This window comes from Chromobacterium sp. HL1, from assembly GCF_057418835.1.
In genome coordinates this window covers 3,069,504-3,085,241 of sequence record NZ_CP162399.1, presented here as the reverse complement: position 1 = coordinate 3,085,241, position 15,738 = coordinate 3,069,504, and the positions used below count along the sequence as shown (strand labels likewise).

Genomic DNA, 15,738 nt, shown 5'->3' with positions numbered 1-15,738 from the left:
GTAAGGGATCTATCTTATTGTTTTTGTAAGTGAAAAATTAATTCAGTTCCTGAACTTCATGAAGGACGCTGATTTTTTTCCATCGTCGTCGGCTGTCCCAGCCTCTGGCCCAGCTCCGCGGCCAGATAATCCACCCAGGCGCCGACGCGCGGCGCCAGCGCGCCCTGTTTGTAGAACACCGCCCAGATAGTCTGGCTCCACGGCAGGCTGACGGCGTCCAGCACCGGCAACAAGCGGCCGCTTTGCAGATCTTCGGCGGTGAGCAGGTCGTTGAGACAGGCGATGCCGGCGCCGTGCAAGGCCAGGTGCAACAGGGTTTCGCCGCTGGAGGCGGTCAGCGCGGGCTGAATGGCCAGCCCGTTGCCGCCGCGGTGGCGCAGCGGCCATTGATTGAGGGTGTCCGGCGCGGTGAAGCCCAGCAGCCGGTGCCGCGCCAGCGCGTCGGCGCTGTCCGGCGCGCCGCGGCGGCTCAGATAGTCCGGCGAGGCCACCAGGCGGATGCGGCTGTCGCCCAGGCGGCGGGCGCTGAGGCTGGAGTCCGCCAGCGCGCCCATGCCGACGCGAATGGCGACGTCGGCCCGCTCTTCTATCAGATCGACGATGCCTTCCGCGCCCGTCAACTCCAGGCGCACCTGCGGGTAGCGTTCCAGAAAGCCGGCGGTCAGCGGCGCGATCAGGCGGGTGAGGATGGGGGTGGCGGCGTTGACGCGCAGCAGGCCGCTGGGCTGGGCCAGGCTGGCGGCCAACTGAGCCTCGGTGTCCTGCAGCTCGGCCAGGATGCGGCGCGCGCGTTCCAGCAGCCAGCGGCCTTCCGCGGTCAGGTCCAGCCGGCGGGTGGTGCGGGTGATCAGCGCCACGCCCAGCTGTTTTTCCAGCCGGCTGACGCTGCGGCTGATGCCGGACGGGGTCTGGCCCAGACGCTCCGCGGCGGCGGAGAAGGAGCCTGCGTCTATGACTGAGACAAACGCAATCAGCGCTTCCATGGGTAGCATTGTTGATTCCTGAGCAAAAGTTTTTGTCAGTGAAGCGGATTTTTCCGCGGCTGGCAAGCGTGGAGAATACGGCCTTATTCGTTTGCCCGCCGCGGCGGGCCCGACTCGGCTTTTCTTTGGGAGAACACCATGCCGCTTGCCTTATGGGCGCTGACCTTGAGCGCCTTCGCCATTGGCACCACCGAATTCGTCATCGTGGGCCTGATTCCCACCATCGCTTCCAGCCTGGGAGTGTCGCTGCCGTCCGCCGGCCTATTGGTCAGCCTTTACGCCTTGGGCGTGGCGGTGGGCGCGCCGCTGTTGACCGCGCTGACCGGCCGCGTGCCGCGCAAGCCCTTGCTGCTGGGGCTGATGGCCTTGTTCACCCTGGGCAATCTGGTGGCCTGGCAGGCGCCGGGCTACCAGGCGCTGATGGCGGCGCGGGTGCTGACCGGCCTGGCGCACGGGGTGTTCTTTTCCATCGGCTCCACCATCGCCACCGGCCTGGTGAGCAAGGACAAGGCGGCCAGCGCCATCGCGCTGATGTTCAGCGGCCTGACGGTGGCGTTGGTGAGCGGGGTGCCGCTGGGCACCTTCATCGGCCAGACCCTGGGCTGGCAGGCTACTTTTCTGGCGGTGTCCATGCTGGGGGTGCTGGCCTTCATCGGCAGCCTGCTGCTGGTGCCCAAGGATATTCCCCAACCGCCGCCGGCCTCGCTGGCCGCGCAGCTGGCGGTGCTGAAACGGCCGCGGCTATTGCTGGTGTACGCGATGACGGCCTTGGGCTACGGCGGTTCTTTCATCGCCTTCACCTATCTGGCGCCCATTCTGGAGCAGGTCAGCGGTTTCGCGCCGTCGCGGGTGGGGCTGGTGATGCTGGTGTACGGCGTGTCGGTGGCGGCGGGCAATATCTGGGGCGGCCGGCTGGCGGACCGCAAGGGGCCGGTACGCGCCTTGCAGATCATCTTCGCCTTGCTGGCGCTGGTGCTGCTGGCGCTGAGCTTCACCGCGCCGTCGCCGGCGTGGGTGCTGGTCACGGTGCTGGCCTGGGGCGCGGTGGCTTTCGGCAATGTGGCCGGCCTGCAGCTCTATGTGGTGCGGCAGGCGGAACGCGACGCGCCGCAGGCGGTGAACGTGGCTTCCGGCCTGAACATCGCCGCCTTCAATGTGGGCATCGCCGGCGGCGCCTGGGCCGGCGGCTGGGTGGTGGCGGAGCTGGGCCTGCTGGCCACGCCGTGGATAGGCGCGCTGGTGGTGTTGGCCGCCTTGGCCCTGACCACTTGGTCCGGCGCGCTGGACCGCCGCGCGGCGCGGACGCCGGCAATGTGTTCGCAGGCGGCTTGACCGCCGGAGCAGGACAATGGAAATAAAGCGCCGCAGGGCGCGCAATTGAAAGGACGTTTCATCATGGATATGCCAAAAATAGGTTTGGGCACCTTCCGCCTGGAAGGGCAACAAGTGGTGGATTCGGTATTGACCGGGCTGGAGCTGGGCTACCGCCACATCGACACCGCGCAGATTTACGGCAACGAGGCCGAGGTGGGGCAGGCGCTGCGCCAGAGCGGCTTGCCGCGCGAGCAAGTGTTTCTGACCACCAAGATCTGGACCGAGAACCTGGGGCGGGAAAAATTGGCCGACAGCCTGCGCCGCAGCCGGGACTTGCTGGGCGTGGAGCAGGTGGACATGACGCTGATCCATTGGCCGTCGCCCGGCGACGCGCTGCCGGTGGCGGAATATATGGAAGCGCTGGCCCTGGCCAAGCAGCAAGGGCTGACGCGGCGGATAGGCGTGTCCAATTTCACCATCGCCCATCTGCGCCGGGCGCTGGCCGCGGTGGGGCCGGGGGAGATCGCCAGCCAGCAGGTGGAAGTGCATCCTTTCCTGCAAAACCGCAAGCTGCTGGATTTCTGCCGAGAGCAGGGGGTGCCGGTCACCGCCTATATGCCGCTGGCTTACGGCAAGGTGATGGACGAGCCGCTATTGCGCAAAATCGCTGCGCGGCATCGGGCCAGCCCGGCGCAGCTGGCCTTGGCCTGGTTGTTGCGCCAGGGGCTGGCAGTGATTCCATCGTCTACCCGGCGCGCTAATCTGGCCGCCAATCTGCAGGCGGAGACGTTGAGTTTGAGCGAGGCCGATATGGAGGCCATCGCCGGCCTGGAGCGCGGCGAGCGGCTGGCCGATCCGGAGTTCAGCCCGCGCTGGGATTAGGAGGGCCAAGGCCGCCTGTAGCGCGGCGGCAACTTGCGCGCGGATTTGCCGCCGGTCAAGGAAATGGGGAATGGCGGCGCCGTCCGGCTTGAGGCGGCTTTCCGGCCAGTGGTATGTTTGTGGTATTCCCGGCCCGGCCGCGCGCCGCGCCGTTTGATTCTCCATTTCTCCAGGTGGCGATGATGTCCAAACCCCGTGCCGTATATTTGCAGTCGGGCGGTCCGACTGCGGTGTTGAACGCTTCCGCGCAGGGCGCGATAGAAACCGCGCGCCAGCGCGGCCTGTCGATGTACGGCGCTTTCGACGGTCTGGCCGGCCTGCTGGAGGACCGCTTGTGCAATACCGATGCGGTATCGGACGAGGCCATCGCCCAACTGGCCTTCATGCCCGGCGGCAGCTTCGGCGTCAGCCGACGCATGATAGGGAGCTTCGCCGAGGCCGGCGACGACTGGCGACGGCTGCGCGAAGTGTTGGCCCGGCACGACATCCATTATCTGCTGGTCAACGGCGGCAACGGCTCGCTGGGCTGCGCCGAGCGTCTGGCGGAGTTCGAGCGCCACATGGGCTATCCGCTCAAGGTGGTGGGCGTTCCCAAGACCATAGACAACGATCTGGTGGGCACCGACAACAGCCCCGGCTACGGCTCCTCCGCCAAATTCCTGGCCAGCGCGATGCGCGAGGTGGGCCTGGACATGACCAGCATGGGCTGGGGCCGAGTCTTCATCATGGAAACCATGGGCCGCCATACCGGCTGGCTGGCGGCGGCCTGCGCCGCGGCGGCGCGCAATGAGCGCGAAGCGCCGCATTTGCTGCTGCTGCCGGAAGTGGCTTTCGACGCCGAGCGTTTCCTCGCCGCGGTGGACGACAGGCTGGCGCGCTTCGGCCAGTGCGCGATCGCGGTGGCGGAGGGCATTACCGACGCCGACGGCCGCTTCGTCGCCGAGGCCAAGAAATCCGAAGTCTACGGCCATGAGCAACTGGGCGGCGCCGGCCACTGGATCGCCCAGCTGCTGCTGCGCGAGCGCGGCATTTCCGCACACGTGGCGCAGGTGGATTATCTGCAGCGCGCCGGCGGCCATCTGGGCTCCAGCATGGATGTGCGTCAGGCCTACATCATGGGCGAGCGGGCGGTGGAGTGGCTGCTGGCCGGCAAGAGCGGCGTGATGGCCGGCATCAAGCGCATCCAGAACCATCCCTATTGCTGGGACGTGGTGGAGGTGCCGTTGGCGGTGGTGGGCGATCAGGAGAAGCGGCTGCCGCCGGAATTCATCGGCGCCGACGGCTTCAGCGTGACGCCGGCCTTCCTCGATTATGTGCGGCCCTTGATGGAGGGCGAGCGGATTCCGCCGTTCAAGGACGGATTGCCGGATTATCGGCCCATCGCCTGGCCCAAGGTGTGAGGGCGGGAAGCACTGGATGGAACACCCGGCTTGCGCCGGGTTTTTTATTGCCCGGCGCCGGGTGGCGCGGCGTTTTCAAACCTGGATTGAAAGAGTCTGCGCGCGGACGGTCTGTTTGGCCTTGCGCGGCGTCTTCATACTGACGGTTTGAGGCGTAGGCCAGCGCGCCGCTGCCGCATCATCATCCCAAGAACGGAGAACCGCATCATGACGACATCCCCCCTGACCAGCATCGCCGTGCTCAAGGCCAAGCCGGGCCAGCGCGAAGCGCTTCGCGTTGCGCTGACCGCCTTGGTCGAGCCCACTCGCCGCGAGGCGGGCAACCTCGATTACATCCTGTTCGAACTCACGGACGAGCCGGGCAGCTTTTACATGCGGGAAGCCTTCGTCAGCCGCGCCGCGCTGGACGAGCATTTGGCCGCGCCTTACTTCCGGGCCTTCGAAAAGCGCTTCGATGAATTGCTGGCTGAGCCGATCAAGCTGATTTTCCTCGACAAGGTGGCTTGAGGCGGGAAATGAAACAGGCCCGGCATAGACCGGGCCTGTTGGCGGAGGAGGGGCCGGTTTAGAGCACCAGGCCGCCGATCAACGCCGACAGAATGCTGACCAGGGTGGAACCGTATACCAGCTTCAGGCCGAAGCGGGACACCATATTGCCGCGCTCCTCGTCCAGGCCCTTGACCGCGCCGGCGATGATGCCGATGGAGCTGAAGTTGGCGAAGGACACCAGGAAGATGGAGATCACGCCTATGGTGTATTCCGACAGCTGGGCGGTGAGCTTTTTCAATTCCATCATCGCCACGAACTCATTGGTCACCAATTTGGTGGCCATGATGCTGCTGGCCGGCATGATGTCGGCGGCCGGGATGCCCATCAGCCAGGCGAAGGGATAGAACACATAGCCCAGCACGTACTGGAAGTTCACGCCGAAGACGGCGTCGAAGAGGTGGTTGACGGTGGTGATCAGCGCGATGAAGCCGATCAGCATCGCGCCGACGATCACGGCGATCTTGAAGCCGGCCATGATGTAGTCGCCCAGCATTTCGAAGAAGGACATGCGGTGGGCGGCTTCGGCGCTGATCAGTTCATCGTCGTCGCGGCTGGCGTCGTAGGGGTTGATCAGCGACAGGATGACGAAGGTGCTGAACAGATTGAGAATCAGCGCGGTGACCACGAAACGCGGCTGGATGATCTGCATATAGGAGCCGACGATGGACATGGACACCGTGGACATGGCGGTGGCGGCCAGCGTGTACATGCGCTTTTCCGAGAAGCTGCCGATGATGTTCTTGTAGGCGATGAAGTTCTCGGACTGGCCCACGATCATGGAGCCGACGGCGTTGAAGGACTCGATCTTGCCCATGCCGCTGATCTTGGCCAGCACCCAGCCGATGCCGCGTATCACCCAGGGCAGCACGCGGATGTGCTGCAGGATGCCGATCAGCACCGAGATGTAGACGATGGGCATCAGCACCTTGAGGAAGAAGCTGAACTCGCCCTGATTGAGCAGGCCGCCGAACACGAAGTTGGTGCCTTCGCCGGCGTAGCTCATCAGTTTGTCGAACACGCCGGCCACGCCGCCCACCAGGGTCAGGCCGTAGCTGGAGTGCAGCAGGAAGTAGGCCAGCGCCATCTCCACCACGATCAGTTGCAGCACGTAGCGGATCTTGATGTTCTTGCGGTCGCGCGCCACCACTTGGGTCAGCAGGAAGACAACCAGCAGTCCGAAGACGAATTGAAGTATGTGCATATCTATTGCCTTGATGGGCCGTCCTTCAGGCAGGAGCGGCGATGTTGGCGGGCGCGCCCGCTGTGTGTGCTTGTGTTGTTGATTGGCGAACGGCGAATTTTGACATGAAGCGATTGCTGATTCCATGTAAAACGCATTCGCCCGCCACTGTGCGCTTATCCGCTGTCGCAAACCAGCCGGTTTGATCAAACAAGCTGCGCGGCCGGCTCAAAAATAAAGCCCCCGGCCATGGCCGGAGGCTTGTCGCATGCGGGACTATTGCGCTTGCTGTTCCGCTTCGCGGCGGGCTTGTTCGGCGAAATAATAATCGCGGCGGGCCTGCTTGGCCGCGGCCTTTTCAGCCAGCTCCTGCTCCTTCTTGGCGGCTTCCGCCGCCGCCTCGGCGCGTTGCGCCGCTTTCACCGCTTCGCGTTCGGCTTCCTCGGCGGCTTCGATCGCGGCGATTTCGCTGCGGCTCTTGCACGGGCCGGTTTTTTCGAACCAGGCCACGGATTCCACATGGGCGGTGTGCGGGAACATATTGATGATGCCGGCCGCCTTCAGCGTGTAGCCCTTGGTGTGCACCAGCACATTGGCGTCGCGCGCCAGCGTGGCCGGATTACAGGACACGTAGACGATGCGTTTGGGCGCGGTGTCCTCGGTGATGGCCTTCAGCAGCTGCACCGCGCCGTCGCGCGGCGGGTCCACCAGCATCTTGTCGAAGCGGCCGAGCGCGGCGAAGGACTCCTCGGTGACTTCGAACAGATTGGCCATCTCATAGCTGACCTTGTCCTGCAGGCCGTTGTGGGTGGCGTTTTCCACCGCGCGCTTGACCAGGGGCTGGCTGCCTTCCATGCCGTGCACCTCGGCGCCGGAGCGGGCGATGGGCAGGGTGAAGTTGCCGATGCCGCAGAACATGTCGGCGATGCGCTCGCCCGGCTGCGGGTCCAGGAATTTCAGCGCGCGCGCCACCATGACCGCGTTGATCTCGGGGTTCACCTGGGTGAACTCGGTGGGGTAGTAGGGCATCTCCACGCGGTATTCCGGCAGGCTGTAAGTCAGCTTGGGCGCGTCCAGCGGGTAGACCGGATAACAGGTGTCCGGGCCCTTGGGCTGCAGCCACATCTGCAAGGGCCGCTCCTTGCTGCCGTGGGCGTCGGAGAAGGCGCGCAGCAGCGCGTGGTCGGCGTCGTTGATGGCTTCCATATTGCGGAACACCAGGATGTCCACCTTGTCGCCCACCGCCAGCTCCACCTGGGGCATGCGGTTGTTGATCGACAGCTTGTAGATCATCTCGCGCAGCGGCACGATCAGGTCCGAGATATGGCGCGGCAGGATGTGGCACTCGTTCATATCGGTGATGTAGGTGGAGCGCTTCTCGTGGAAGCCCACCAGCACGCCGCCCTTTTTCTCCACCAGCCGCGCCGACATCCGCGCGCGGTGGCGGTAGTGCCAGGCCGGGCCGGCGATGGGCGTCAGCACCTGTTGCGGCTTGACCCGGCCGATGCGGGCCAGATTGTCTTCCAGCACCCTTTGCTTGACCGCCACTTGGGCGGAGAACTCCACATGCTGCATCGAACAGCCGCCGCAGGTGCCGTAATGCGGACAGCGCGGCTGCGTGCGCAGAAAGCTTTCCTTCAGCACCTGGCTGGTGTTGGCGTTCTCGTAGGAAGACTTCTTGCGATAGGCGCTGTAGACCACGGTTTCATAAGGCAGCGCGCCGTCGATGAAGATGGTCTTGCCATCGACGTGGGCGACTCCCCGGCCTTCGTGGTCCAGCGACTCGACCTGAGCGATAGTCTGTTTGTGCGTCATGGTGTTGCTTGGAAAATCAAACGGAAAGCGGCGATTTTCTCAAATTATCTGGCAACGCGCAGGGGTTTTTTGTCCGCGCCGGCCGGCGCGCCGGTTTCGACCTCCAGCCCGGCCGCTTTCCATTGCGGGAAGCCGCTGTCCAGCCGCCTGGCGTTCAGGCCGCGGGCGCGCAAGGCGGCCACCGCCTGGGTGGACAGCACGCAGAAAGGGCCGCGGCAGTAGGCGATGATTTCGGCGCCGGCGCTGAGCTGTGCCAGGCCGTGTTCCAACCGCTCCGGCGGCAGGTTGAGCGCGCCGGGCAGATGGCCGGCGGCGTACTCGTCCGCCGGCCGCACATCCAGCAGGATGAGGTCGCCGTCGCCCAAGCGGCGCAGCAGCTCGTCCAGCGTGACGCCGTCCAGCGTCTCGGGCCGGGCGGCGGCGTCGTCCAGCAGCGCGCGGACGGCGGCGCGGCGGTGCTCGGCCTGACGGCGCAGCGCGTCCAGCACGGACAGAATGGGGCCGTCGCCCAGCCGGTACATCACGCGCTTGCCGTCGCGGCGCGATAGGACCAGTCCGGCGCGCTTCAGGTGTTGCAGGTGTTGCGAGGCGTTGGCGATGGACAGGCCGGCCAGCTCGGCCAGCCGCTCAACCGGGCGCTCGCTTTGGGCGATGTGTTCCAGCAGCAACAGTCGGTGGGCGTGGCTCAGCGTGCGGGCCAGGTCGGCCAGGTCGGCGAAGCGTTCCGGAGCGGGCGGAGGAGTGCTGGTCATGGACGGCCTTCAAAATATCATTCAATCAATCTATTTAATGATAATCTATTGGTCGGCGTTTGTCAGCGCCGGCGTCGCGTCGGGCGCGGCGTGGGCATTGAATGGTTGATGGGGAGAGGGCATGGAGGCGGTGACGGAATGGTTGGCGCGCGGCGCGCTGGTGGGCGTAGGCGCCACGGCGGTGATGGACGCGTGGGCGTACTGGCTGCGGCGAAGCTTTGGCACGCCGTCGCTGGATTACGCGCTGGTGGGGCGCTGGATGGCGCATTGGCGGCGCGGCCGCTTCCGCCACGCAAGCATCGCCCGCGCCGAGCCGGCGCGCGGCGAGCGGGCGCTGGGCTGGCTGGCGCATTATTTGATTGGCGTCGTCTTCGCGCTGTTGTTGCTGGCCGCGTGCGGCGAGCTTTGGTGGCGCGCGCCGACGCCGGGGCCCGCGCTCTTGTTCGGCCTCGCCAGCGTGGCGGCGCCTTTCCTGCTGATGCAGCCGGCGATGGGCGCGGGTTTCTTCGCGTCGAAAACGCCGCGGCCATGGCTGTCGCGCCGGCGCAGCCTGGCGGCGCACGCCAGCTTCGGCCTGGGCCTGTACGCGGCGGCCTGGGTTTTGGCGCATTGGCCTGCGTTTTGAGCTCAAGCCGGCTATGCTGGCGTAAAACCGACAATATTAGCGACGGCCCGGAGGCGGCAGGGGCTTGGTAATAGTCAGAATCTTGCTTTCCCACGCTTTCTGTTAGAATCGAACAATAGTGATTTTAGATATGGTGCGGTATGTTGAAGCGATGTGTTGGGCTGTTGGGTTGGCTTGGGCTTGGCGTGGCGCCGTTTGTCGGCGCGGCGGTGATTCCCGAGCCTGATGTGCAGGTCAACCCCGCGGGCCTGCACTTGGTGCTGAACCTGCCGCAGGCGCGGCTGTTCCAGTACCAGGACGGCAGGCTGTCCAAGATCTATCCGGTGGCGGTGGGCAAGATGCTGACCCAGACGCCGATCGGCAGCTTCGACATTACCGGCATTTACAAGGCGCCGGCCTGGCATGTGCCGCGCTCCATCCAGGAAGAAATGCGCCGCAGCGGCAAGGAAGTGCAGACTGTGGTGCCGCCGGGGCCCAAGAACCCGCTGGGGCCGGTCTTCATTCGTTTCGGCGAGGCCAAGCTGGGCCTGGGCTTTCACGGCACCAACGCGCCCGGCTCGGTGCCCGGTTTCCGCAGCCATGGCTGCGTGCGCATGAAAAACGACGACGCCTTGCTGCTGTCCAAGACCGTGGGCCGCGGCGACGCGGTCACGGTGGCTTATCAGACCGTGTTGCTGAACCAGGACGCCGCCGGCGAACTGTGGCTGACCGCTTACCGCAATCATTACAAGCAGGACGATCCTTCCTTCCCGATGCTGGCCGAAACGCTGCTGGCCTGGCAGAAGCAAAAGTCCGCGGTGGTGTTCGGCGCGCGGGTGGACCAGGCTTTGAAGGCGCGCAAGGGCGTGCCGGTGTGTCTGACCTGCAAGGACGTGGCCAAGGCCAAGGTGGACGGCGATCTGTCCGCGGTGCGCTGGCTGTCGCCGGGCAAGGCGGACGATACTCAGTTCGCGCGCGAACCGGCCGGCCGCGAGCCGGGCGGTCCGTTGCCGTCGCAGGCTACGCCGCCGGCGTCCGCGCCGCAGCACGCGCCGGCGGTGGCGCCGTCGTCCGCGCCGTCCTCTTCGCGCGCCGCGGTGCGCGCCCAGCCGCCGCGTAGCGGCCGTCCGGCCTGATTCAGTCGGCCATCTCTCCCGCCAGTTCCCCCACGCGCCGCAAGGCGCGTTCGTACGCCGGGTTCCACGGATAGCAGCAGGACAGCCGCACGCAATTGCGGTAGCGCCCCTTGGCCGAGTACAGCGTGCCGGGCGCGATGGTGATGCGTTCGGCCAGCGCCGTCTGGAACAATGTCATGGTGTCCACGCCGCTGGGCAGCTCCACCCACAGCAGGCAGCCGCCGGACGGCGAGGTGGCCCGCGTCTGAGCCGGGAAGCAGCTGGCGACGGTGCCGCGCAGCCTTTCCATCTGGCTCATGAAGTGGCGGCGGATCAGCCGCAGGTGGTGGTCGTAGCCGCCGGTTTCCAGATATTCCGCCAGCGTTTCCTCCAGTAAGCGCGGCTGGGCCAGCGAGCTGGCGAACTTCAGCCGCGTCACTTCCCGCAAGAAGCGCCCGGGCGCGATCCAGCCGATGCGAAAACCCGGCGCCAAGGTCTTGCTGTAGCTGGAGCACAGCAGCACCCAGCCGTCGCGGTCATAGGCCTTGACCGCGTCCGGGGTGGCGCCGTCGTAGTGCAGATCGGCGTGCGGCACGTCCTCGATCAGCGGCACCTGGTGTTCGTTGACCAGGGCCGCCAGCCTTTGCTTGGCCTCGGCTGGCATGGTGCAGCCCAGCGGATTGTGCACGGTGGGCATGGCCACGATGGCGTTCAGCCTTTTCTCCGACAGCAAGAGTTCCAGCGCGTCCAGCGACAGGCCGTTGGCCGGATGAGTGGGAATTTCGATCACGCTCAGGCCCAGGTTCTTCAGCGTGGGCAGCAGCGCGAAATAAGTGGGCGATTCCAGGCCCACGGTGTCGCCCGGCTTGCAGCAGGCGCGCAAGGCCAGTTGCAGCGCCTCGGTGCAGCCGTTGGTGATCACCAAGTCCTCGGCGGCCAGCACGCAGCCCCAGCTGACCGCGCGCTGGGCGATCTGGCGGCGTAGCCGTTCCGAGCCGGGCGGAAACGGGTAATCGGTGGTCAGCTCCGGGTGCTGGCGTAGCAGCCGCCCCATGATGTGCTTGAAGCGGGTGGTGGGGTAGAAGTCGCTGCCGCGCGGGCTGGCCAAGGACAGGTCGATGAAATCCTCCCGCGTCTGCGCCGTCATCACCGCTTCGATCTGGTCCACCACCTCGCCGGCGTGGTGGGCGGCGCTTTGCCGGCGCATGCGCGGCAGCGGCAGGGTGGCGGCGGATTTGACGTAGAAGCCGGATTGCGGCCGCGCCTCGATCAGGCCGCGGTCCTCCAGCGTGCGGTAAGTCATCAGGATGGTGGACGGGCTGACCTTGTGCATTTCGCAGGCCTTGCGCACCGAGGGCAGCCGTTCTCCGGGCTGCACCACGCCGGTCTGGATCAGGGTGATCCATTCGTTGACCAACTGCTGATAGAGGGGTTCGTCGCTCATGCTGGGGGCCTCGCTGACAGATGTGGGGGTCGCCATCGGTACAATTTTCCGCAAAAACGACCATAACAGTTTTGAAATTGTAAAACTGTTATGGTTCCAATTCAATTTTTCTGAATCTGTATTCGATGTTGCGGCGGCGTTATCATGGCCAGCATTGAAAACATGTCGCGTCCGGATTGTCCGGCCGCTGGCTATGGTTTGGAGCGGTAATGAACTTTGTTGCGTTGGTGACTTATCTGTTGGTGATGTCGATCACGCCGGGGCCGAACAATCTGGTATTGGCCTCGTCCGGGGTCAATCACGGTTTTTCCCGCACGGTGCCGGCCTTGCTGGGCATGTCGCTGGGCCTGTCGGTGCAGGTGGGCCTGTTGACGGTGTTTCTGGGCAGCCTGGTCGCCGTCATCGCTTCGGTGCAGATTTATCTGGCCATGGCCGGCTGCCTGTATCTGCTGTGGCTGTCCTGGGGCATGGCGCGCTCGGCGCCGGCCGCGGGCGAATCCGGCGGCGCTCCTATGGGGTTTTGGGGCGGGGTGCTGTTCAACTGGTTGAATCCCAAGGTGTGGCTGATGGGTTTCAATATCGCGATGGTGTTTCTGCCGGCCAAGATGAACGCCTGGCATGCCGGTCTGCTGTTCGCGGCGCTGACTTTCGTCATCGGCCTGCCGTGCATCGCGCTGTGGGCGGGGTCCGGCGTGGCTGCGCGCCGCTTCCTGGCGTCGCCGCGCCGGTTGAGGGTTTTCAATTGCGGCATGGCGGCGATGCTGGCGGGAACCGCGATCTGGCTGTTGCTGGAAATGCTGCCGGCGCAGTCCTTGCACGCGCTGCCGCAAATGATTTGATGAATAGCTAAATCGATAGGGATGTTCTTGCTGGGGACATCGTCTATGCTGTCCAAAAGGGTAGGTGGCTTATCGTACAGGTATCCTGGGACGCACCCGGGCCGGGGTAGGCCGTAGGCGGGCAGCCGAGACGGGGGCATCATCATGACAGCAGCGGGTTTCGACGGCGTGTATCGTTCGAGCACGTCCTTCTACGGGGACAAGCCGTCCCCGTCCTTGGTCCAGTATCTGGAAAAATATCATGTGGCGGGCGACGGAGCCGGCCTGGATCTGGGCTGTGGCCAGGGTCGCAACGCCTTGTTTCTGGCTCAGCGGGGCTTCGCGATGACGGCGGTGGACGGTTCGGCGGAGGCGATCGCGAGTCTGGGCGAGGCGGCGGACGAGCGCAGGCTGAACGTGAGTGGCAGGGTGGCGGATCTGGCCGGCCTGGAGCTGGAGCCGGGGCGTTTCCGGCTGATCGTCGCGAATACTTCGCTGGATCACTTGGGTGCGGACGAGGGCGAGGCGCTGGCGCGCCAGATGGCCGCCGCGCTGGAGCCGGGCGGCCATCTGTTCGTATCGGTGTTCACGGTCGACGATCCGGGGTGCGACGCCCTGGGCCGGGTGGCCAGCGAGACGGCCTCCTACGTCAAGCATTACTACCAGCCGGGAGAGCTGCGCCGTCAGTTCTCGGCGCTGAGCCTGCTGGCCTATCAAGAGGAGTATGCGCTGGATGTCGGCCATGGCCAGCCGCATTACCACGGCATCGCCCGGCTGTTCGCGCGGCGGGATCACTGAGCGCCGTTGCCGCCGACGCGCGGCGGGCTTTATCGGGCTCTCAGAACTTGTTTACGATCTCGCGAGCTAAGATGAGACAAGGCGTTGCGGCTGAGAAAGCGGAATGTACAAGTGGTGCATGAGCATTTCGAAGCGGTACTCGCCGCGTCACGTTTCACGACGCGCAGCAGAAAGTAAACAGGTTCTCAGGACTCCAGCGCCCGGCGTATCACTCCTTCCTTGTCGGCCGGCCGCCAGCCGGCCGGCTTCAGCACCTTGCCGTCCTCGCGGCGCACAATCTTGCCGTCCACGCATTTGCGCATATTGGCGGCGTGGATCTCCCGCGTCATCTCTTCCAGCGGCAGGCCTTGCGACATCAGCAGGCCGCTGAGCACATTGAGCACGTCCACGCCCTCGGCCAGCAGCTCCGCCATCCGGCGCGCGCGTTCCGCTTCATCGCCGTCCTGGCGCTTGTAGTCGGCCAGCGCTTGCTGGAATTCCGCCAGCTCTTCGCCCAGCATGGTCTCCCACATCGCCAGCTGCTGCGGCTGCCATTGCGGCTGAGCCGGGCTGGGGATGTCGAACTGCTGCATGAATTGGCGGCGTAGGGCGAAGAAGTTTTCCATTATTTAGCGTCTTTCTGTTTTTGTGATCCATATATTGTGTTTTATCGGCGGGCGGGGCGCAAGCGGTGGGCAAAACAAAGCCCCGCCGGGGCGGGGCTGGATCAGGGCGCCGCGGGGTTTACGCCTGAGCGCTCAGCGCGGCCAGCGCGTCGAAGTAATCGGGGAAGGTCTTGGCCACGCATTTGGGGTCGTTGATGGTGACCGGGGCGCCCAGCAGCGAAATCAGGGAGAAGCACATCGCCATGCGGTGGTCGTCGTAGGTGTCGATCTCGGCGTTCGGCGTCAAGGCCGGCGGCGGGGTGATGCGGATGTAGTCCTGGCCTTCTTCCACCACGGCGCCGACCTTGCGCAGCTCGGCGGCCATCGCGCTCAGGCGGTCGGTTTCCTTGACGCGCCAACTTTCGATATTGCGCAGCGTGCTGGTGCCGTCGGCGGCCAGCGCCGCCACCGCCAAGGTCATCGCCGCGTCCGGGATGTGGTTGAAGTCGGCGTCTATCGCCTTGAGCGGGAGGCTGGCGCGGGCTTCTATCCAATTGGGCCCCATGCTGACTTCGGCGCCCATCAGGCGCAGCGCGTCGGCGAACTTGACGTCGCCCTGAATGCTGTCCGCGCCCACGCCCTCCACCCGCACCGGGCCGCCCGCCAGCGCGCCGGCGGCGAGGAAATAGGACGCGCTGGAGGCGTCGCCTTCCACGTGAACCTCTCCCGGGGAAATATAAGTCTGGCCGCCGGGGATGGTGAAGCGGCGCCAGCCGTCGCGCTCAACCCGCACGCCGAAGCGCGCCATCAGATTGAGGGTGATTTCGATATAGGGCTTGGAGATCAGCTCGCCGCTGACTTCGATGACCGCGGTTTCGCCGGTCAGTGGCAGCGCCATCAGCAAGGCGGTGAGGAACTGGCTGGACACATTGCCCTTGACCGGGATGACCCGGCCGGCCTCCAGTTGCGCCGGCGCGATGGTCAGCGGCGGGTAGCCGGGCTGGCCTTGGTACTGAATCTTGGCGCCGGCCACGCGCAGCGCGTCCACCAGATCGCCGATCGGCCGTTCGTGCATGCGCGGCACGCCGCTGAGTTGGTAGTCGCCCTGCATCAGCGCCAGCGCGGCGGTCAGCGGGCGGAAGGCGGTGCCGGCGTTGCCGAGGAATAGATCTGCGCTTTTAACCGGAAATTCGCCGCCCACGCCCTGCACGCGGAAGTCGCGGCTGTCGCCTATCTGTTCGATCTCCACGCCCAGCAGCTTCAGCGCCGCCAGCATGTGGCGGATGTCGTCCGAATCCAGCAGATCGCGCACCAGGGTGCTGCCGCTGCCCAGCGCGGCCAGCAGCAGGGTGCGGTTGGAGATGCTTTTCGAGCCGGGGAGCTTGATGGCGCCGGACAGGCGGAGGACGGGGGCGAGATGCAGTTGTTCCATGGCGGTTCGGGATCTTGTGTTCTTGGGGTTGGCGAAGGGCGACGCGGCGCCCGTCGGACAATGTAACC

15 protein-coding genes are annotated in these 15,738 nt (G+C 65.5%); 8 read left to right on the top strand and 7 right to left on the bottom strand.

Features of this window, described 5'->3' with window-relative positions; genetic code table 11:
* Positions 1-56: 56 nt before the first annotated feature.
* Positions 57-992, bottom strand: a complete 936-nt coding sequence (locus AB1Z25_RS13855; RefSeq protein WP_253315499.1) for a LysR family transcriptional regulator — start codon at positions 990-992, stop codon at positions 57-59.
* Between the two features lie 129 nt (positions 993-1,121).
* Here AB1Z25_RS13855 and AB1Z25_RS13850 point away from each other — a divergent pair, with 129 nt between their 5' ends.
* The 4 genes from AB1Z25_RS13850 (at position 1,122) to AB1Z25_RS13835 (ending at position 5,086) form a co-directional block, all read left to right on the top strand.
* Positions 1,122-2,315 (top strand): MFS transporter, encoded by a 1,194-nt coding sequence (locus AB1Z25_RS13850; protein ID WP_227104024.1) that lies wholly within the window; start codon positions 1,122-1,124, stop codon positions 2,313-2,315.
* A gap of 63 nt (positions 2,316-2,378) precedes the next feature.
* On the top strand, positions 2,379-3,179 hold the full coding sequence (dkgB, locus tag AB1Z25_RS13845; RefSeq protein WP_486635476.1) for a 2,5-didehydrogluconate reductase DkgB: 801 nt from the start codon (positions 2,379-2,381) through the stop codon (positions 3,177-3,179).
* A 182-nt stretch (positions 3,180-3,361) separates the two neighbouring features.
* Positions 3,362-4,579 carry a 6-phosphofructokinase gene (locus AB1Z25_RS13840; RefSeq protein WP_227104020.1) on the top strand — a complete coding sequence of 406 codons (1,218 nt, stop codon included), beginning with the start codon at positions 3,362-3,364 and terminating at the stop codon, positions 4,577-4,579.
* Positions 4,580-4,786: 207 nt separating this feature from the next.
* A complete protein-coding gene (locus AB1Z25_RS13835) occupies positions 4,787-5,086 on the top strand; it encodes a putative quinol monooxygenase (RefSeq protein WP_486635475.1) in 300 nt (99 codons plus the stop codon).
* Between the two features lie 58 nt (positions 5,087-5,144).
* Here the strand turns inward: AB1Z25_RS13835 and AB1Z25_RS13830 are convergent, their stop codons facing one another.
* The 3 genes from AB1Z25_RS13830 to AB1Z25_RS13820 form a co-directional block, all read right to left on the bottom strand.
* Positions 5,145-6,329, bottom strand: a complete 1,185-nt coding sequence (locus tag AB1Z25_RS13830; RefSeq protein WP_107799742.1) for a NupC/NupG family nucleoside CNT transporter — start codon at positions 6,327-6,329, stop codon at positions 5,145-5,147.
* 255 nt (positions 6,330-6,584) lie between these two features.
* Positions 6,585-8,123, bottom strand: coding sequence for a 23S rRNA (uracil(1939)-C(5))-methyltransferase RlmD (rlmD, locus tag AB1Z25_RS13825; protein WP_486635474.1), 1,539 nt, complete (start codon positions 8,121-8,123; stop codon positions 6,585-6,587).
* A 44-nt stretch (positions 8,124-8,167) separates the two neighbouring features.
* Complete coding sequence (locus AB1Z25_RS13820; RefSeq protein ID WP_486635473.1) at positions 8,168-8,875, bottom strand: ArsR/SmtB family transcription factor; 708 nt, start codon at positions 8,873-8,875, stop codon at positions 8,168-8,170.
* A gap of 121 nt (positions 8,876-8,996) precedes the next feature.
* On the opposite strand from AB1Z25_RS13820, the gene AB1Z25_RS13815 reads away from it, so the two are divergent.
* Together AB1Z25_RS13815 and AB1Z25_RS13810 are read left to right on the top strand one after the other, a co-directional pair.
* Positions 8,997-9,500 carry a DUF2938 domain-containing protein gene (locus AB1Z25_RS13815; RefSeq protein WP_486635472.1) on the top strand — a complete coding sequence of 168 codons (504 nt, stop codon included), beginning with the start codon at positions 8,997-8,999 and terminating at the stop codon, positions 9,498-9,500.
* Positions 9,501-9,685: 185 nt separating this feature from the next.
* A complete protein-coding gene (locus AB1Z25_RS13810) occupies positions 9,686-10,615 on the top strand; it encodes a L,D-transpeptidase (protein ID WP_227104011.1) in 930 nt (309 codons plus the stop codon).
* Position 10,616: 1 nt separating this feature from the next.
* Here AB1Z25_RS13810 and AB1Z25_RS13805 read toward each other — a convergent pair whose 3' ends face one another.
* The gene (locus AB1Z25_RS13805) at positions 10,617-12,038 is read right to left on the bottom strand and encodes an aminotransferase-like domain-containing protein (RefSeq protein WP_107799737.1); all 1,422 of its coding nucleotides are present in this window, start codon (positions 12,036-12,038) and stop codon (positions 10,617-10,619) included.
* 209 nt (positions 12,039-12,247) lie between these two features.
* Here AB1Z25_RS13805 and AB1Z25_RS13800 point away from each other — a divergent pair, with 209 nt between their 5' ends.
* Entirely contained in the window at positions 12,248-12,877 is a 630-nt protein-coding gene (locus AB1Z25_RS13800; RefSeq protein ID WP_107799736.1) for a LysE family translocator, read from the top strand.
* Between the two features lie 144 nt (positions 12,878-13,021).
* A complete protein-coding gene (locus tag AB1Z25_RS13795; protein ID WP_107799735.1) occupies positions 13,022-13,654 on the top strand; it encodes a class I SAM-dependent methyltransferase in 633 nt (210 codons plus the stop codon).
* A 185-nt stretch (positions 13,655-13,839) separates the two neighbouring features.
* Here the strand turns inward: AB1Z25_RS13795 and AB1Z25_RS13790 are convergent, their stop codons facing one another.
* On the bottom strand, positions 13,840-14,259 hold the full coding sequence (locus AB1Z25_RS13790; RefSeq protein ID WP_107799734.1) for a pyrophosphohydrolase domain-containing protein: 420 nt from the start codon (positions 14,257-14,259) through the stop codon (positions 13,840-13,842).
* A gap of 118 nt (positions 14,260-14,377) precedes the next feature.
* Complete coding sequence (gene aroA, locus AB1Z25_RS13785; protein ID WP_107799733.1) at positions 14,378-15,670, bottom strand: 3-phosphoshikimate 1-carboxyvinyltransferase; 1,293 nt, start codon at positions 15,668-15,670, stop codon at positions 14,378-14,380.
* Positions 15,671-15,738: the final 68 nt, after the last annotated feature.

What these genes read in the sequence shown, in the direction of transcription:
- aroA (WP_107799733.1), bottom strand. Translation starts at nt 15,670, where the DNA reads ATGGAACAACTGCATCTCGCCCCCGTCCTCCGCCTGTCCGGCGCCATC.
- AB1Z25_RS13815 (WP_486635472.1), top strand. Translation starts at nt 8,997, where the DNA reads ATGGAGGCGGTGACGGAATGGTTGGCGCGCGGCGCGCTGGTGGGCGTA.
- AB1Z25_RS13800 (WP_107799736.1), top strand. Translation starts at nt 12,248, where the DNA reads ATGAACTTTGTTGCGTTGGTGACTTATCTGTTGGTGATGTCGATCACG.
- AB1Z25_RS13820 (WP_486635473.1), bottom strand. Translation starts at nt 8,875, where the DNA reads ATGACCAGCACTCCTCCGCCCGCTCCGGAACGCTTCGCCGACCTGGCC.
- AB1Z25_RS13855 (WP_253315499.1), bottom strand. Translation starts at nt 992, where the DNA reads ATGCTACCCATGGAAGCGCTGATTGCGTTTGTCTCAGTCATAGACGCA.
- AB1Z25_RS13840 (WP_227104020.1), top strand. Translation starts at nt 3,362, where the DNA reads ATGTCCAAACCCCGTGCCGTATATTTGCAGTCGGGCGGTCCGACTGCG.
- AB1Z25_RS13835 (WP_486635475.1), top strand. Translation starts at nt 4,787, where the DNA reads ATGACGACATCCCCCCTGACCAGCATCGCCGTGCTCAAGGCCAAGCCG.
- AB1Z25_RS13805 (WP_107799737.1), bottom strand. Translation starts at nt 12,038, where the DNA reads ATGAGCGACGAACCCCTCTATCAGCAGTTGGTCAACGAATGGATCACC.
- dkgB (WP_486635476.1), top strand. Translation starts at nt 2,379, where the DNA reads ATGGATATGCCAAAAATAGGTTTGGGCACCTTCCGCCTGGAAGGGCAA.
- AB1Z25_RS13795 (WP_107799735.1), top strand. Translation starts at nt 13,022, where the DNA reads ATGACAGCAGCGGGTTTCGACGGCGTGTATCGTTCGAGCACGTCCTTC.
- rlmD (WP_486635474.1), bottom strand. Translation starts at nt 8,123, where the DNA reads ATGACGCACAAACAGACTATCGCTCAGGTCGAGTCGCTGGACCACGAA.
- AB1Z25_RS13790 (WP_107799734.1), bottom strand. Translation starts at nt 14,259, where the DNA reads ATGGAAAACTTCTTCGCCCTACGCCGCCAATTCATGCAGCAGTTCGAC.
- AB1Z25_RS13850 (WP_227104024.1), top strand. Translation starts at nt 1,122, where the DNA reads ATGCCGCTTGCCTTATGGGCGCTGACCTTGAGCGCCTTCGCCATTGGC.
- AB1Z25_RS13830 (WP_107799742.1), bottom strand. Translation starts at nt 6,329, where the DNA reads ATGCACATACTTCAATTCGTCTTCGGACTGCTGGTTGTCTTCCTGCTG.